Here is a 2,171-nt window from a genome sequence, read left to right as displayed (position 1 = left end):
TACGAGACCCGTACGGTCGAGTAGGTCAGGGGGATTACTCCCCCTTTCCCCTCCAAGAACCGTACATGAGAGTTTCCCCTCATACGGCTCAAGCACTCTAAAAACTGCCTTGGCAGTCCGGTCATCAAACTAGCTGGCCTTCTTTGCGGTATTTTGGTAGGTTTTCCTCCTTGCCGTCCTTTCTTTAAAGTAAGCTTCCCATTCCCTGTCATAAGGGTTTGAGTTGCTTCTTATTTTGACGTGCCGCCGAATTTTTGCGGCTTCGAAGAGCGGGAGCTCGAAGGTCTTATCCCTGTCCGTTACGGCGAACACCCAATTTCTGGTGCCTTGGGTTTTAAAGTATTTTGCCCTGACCCATCGGCTTCCTTTTTTGGGGTGTCTGCGTTTGGCCCATTTCCACAGCAATCTGAATACCTTGTGGTCCAGCAGCGCAAAGGTTCTTGAGGCGGCTGAATGGCGGTAGTAATTGGCCCACCCCCTGATCTTTGGAGAGATCATGCGGATGAGTTCTACCTGCGTCACGGATTTATGGGTGGCTGTAGCCCCACCGACACTTGCCATGATTGACTTCACCGAATCCTTCATGGGTTTGGTGAGGCATTTATCTCCGTATTTGCGGATGTTAAAGCCCAGAAAGTCGAAACCCTTACGGATATGAGTAATCTTGGTTTTCTCCCGGGAGAGCTCAAGCCCTCTTTTGGAGAGAAACCCGTTGATTATCGGTTTTATCTCACTTTCAAGATATTCACTGTCGTCACAGGTCACCACAAAGTCGTCCGCGTAGCGGATGAAGTTAATTTTGTGGGGGTTTCTCCCCCCTTTGTGTCCGGCATGGATGTTTATTTCTTTTTCCATTCCGTTAAGTACCATGTTGGCGATTGTAGGCGAGATTATACCACCCTGCGGTGTTCCGCTTTCTGTAGAAAACCATTGTTTGTTGTCCATGTAGCCCGCCTTGAGCCATTGGGCAAGAACCATTTTGCTTAATGGGATATTTTGCAGGATCCATTCGTGCGAAATGTTGTCGAAACATCCTTTTATGTCCGCTTCCAATATCCATTCGGCCGAATTGCGTTGGCACAGCACATTGTGGCATTGGACGATTGCATCTGCGCACGAGCGTTTGGGCCTGAATCCGTATGAGTTCAAGTCCGCTGTGGTCTCCGCTATCGGGTCCAGTCCCAGCCTGAACAGGGCCTGCATGGCCCTGTCCGCCATGGTGGGCATGCCCAGGTGCCGGTACTTTCCGTTTTTCTTTTTGATGGATTTTCGCCTGAGTGGTTTTGCTTTGTATCCCCTGACTTTGAGAAGTTCAGTGGCTTTCCACTTTCTCCCCGGTGTGTTCCAGAGCACTTTGTCCACCCCGGGGGTTCTGCTGCCTTTGTTGGAGGTTACCCGGAAAATTGCGAGCAGTTTTCCATAGAATGACCTCGACATCAGGTGCAACAGTGCTTTTGCCCTGTGAAAATGTTTTTGTTTGACGGCCTTTACGATACGTGATTGCAGTGACTTTACGCCACGTTCGACCTTCTTCCAATTAATGGAGTTCCAATCGTCCCATGTCGTTGGGGATGCACATCCGGCATTTGTTGGATTCATTTGCGTTTTCCTCATTGAAGTCTTACTGTAATTTTCTCGTAAAAGAGTACCATGACGGAAGTGGGCATATCCGCCAAATTAGATGGCGGCATTTGCTTTCTCCGTCTTTCCTTTACCCGCAGCCCGTTGGGCCTGCTTTGCAGCCGGCTAATCCCGGAATTCCGGGAAGGATTGCGGGCTTACCAAGTTCCGCTTAGATAACGGACGGGGTTAGGTCCTGCCTCTTTGCCGGGGGAATCGAAATCCATGTAGCAGAAACCGAAAAGCCTGCTAACTATACCCCTTACCATTTTGGTCACAGCGTATCATCGTCTTTCGCTGTTTACACGTCACGACATTTATCAGCAGTTCACGTATGTTGACCATACCCATCAAGCCTAACTCCCCCGCACCTGACGATGGTGCGCAACAGAGATTCTTCACAGAAAACTCTTTACGGGCTATATTGTCCGGATAGCTTCGCACAATTCCGTTACCAGAAATGCACGTATCCATAGGCTACTTGTGATGGAACACAAGGTTCAATCGTTCATCGAACGTTAAACAGTTATCTATGCGACTTCTTGTCGCAC

1 protein-coding gene is annotated in these 2,171 nt (G+C 49.2%); it reads right to left on the bottom strand.

The window, feature by feature from the left end; all coding sequences use genetic code 11:
- Window positions 1–129: 129 nt before the first annotated feature.
- Entirely contained in the window at window positions 130–1,614 is a 1,485-nt protein-coding gene (gene ltrA / locus GJQ68_RS23030; RefSeq protein WP_162419611.1) for a group II intron reverse transcriptase/maturase, read from the bottom strand.
- Window positions 1,615–2,171 lie beyond the last annotated feature (557 nt).

The organism is Cyclobacterium roseum, assembly GCF_010119225.1.
In the GTDB taxonomy this organism is placed as follows: Bacteria; Bacteroidota; Bacteroidia; order Cytophagales; family Cyclobacteriaceae; genus Cyclobacterium; species Cyclobacterium roseum.
This window is presented reverse-complemented; position numbering and strand designations above follow the sequence as displayed.

What these genes read in the sequence shown, in the direction of transcription:
- ltrA (WP_162419611.1), bottom strand. Translation starts at nt 1,614, where the DNA reads ATGAGGAAAACGCAAATGAATCCAACAAATGCCGGATGTGCATCCCCA.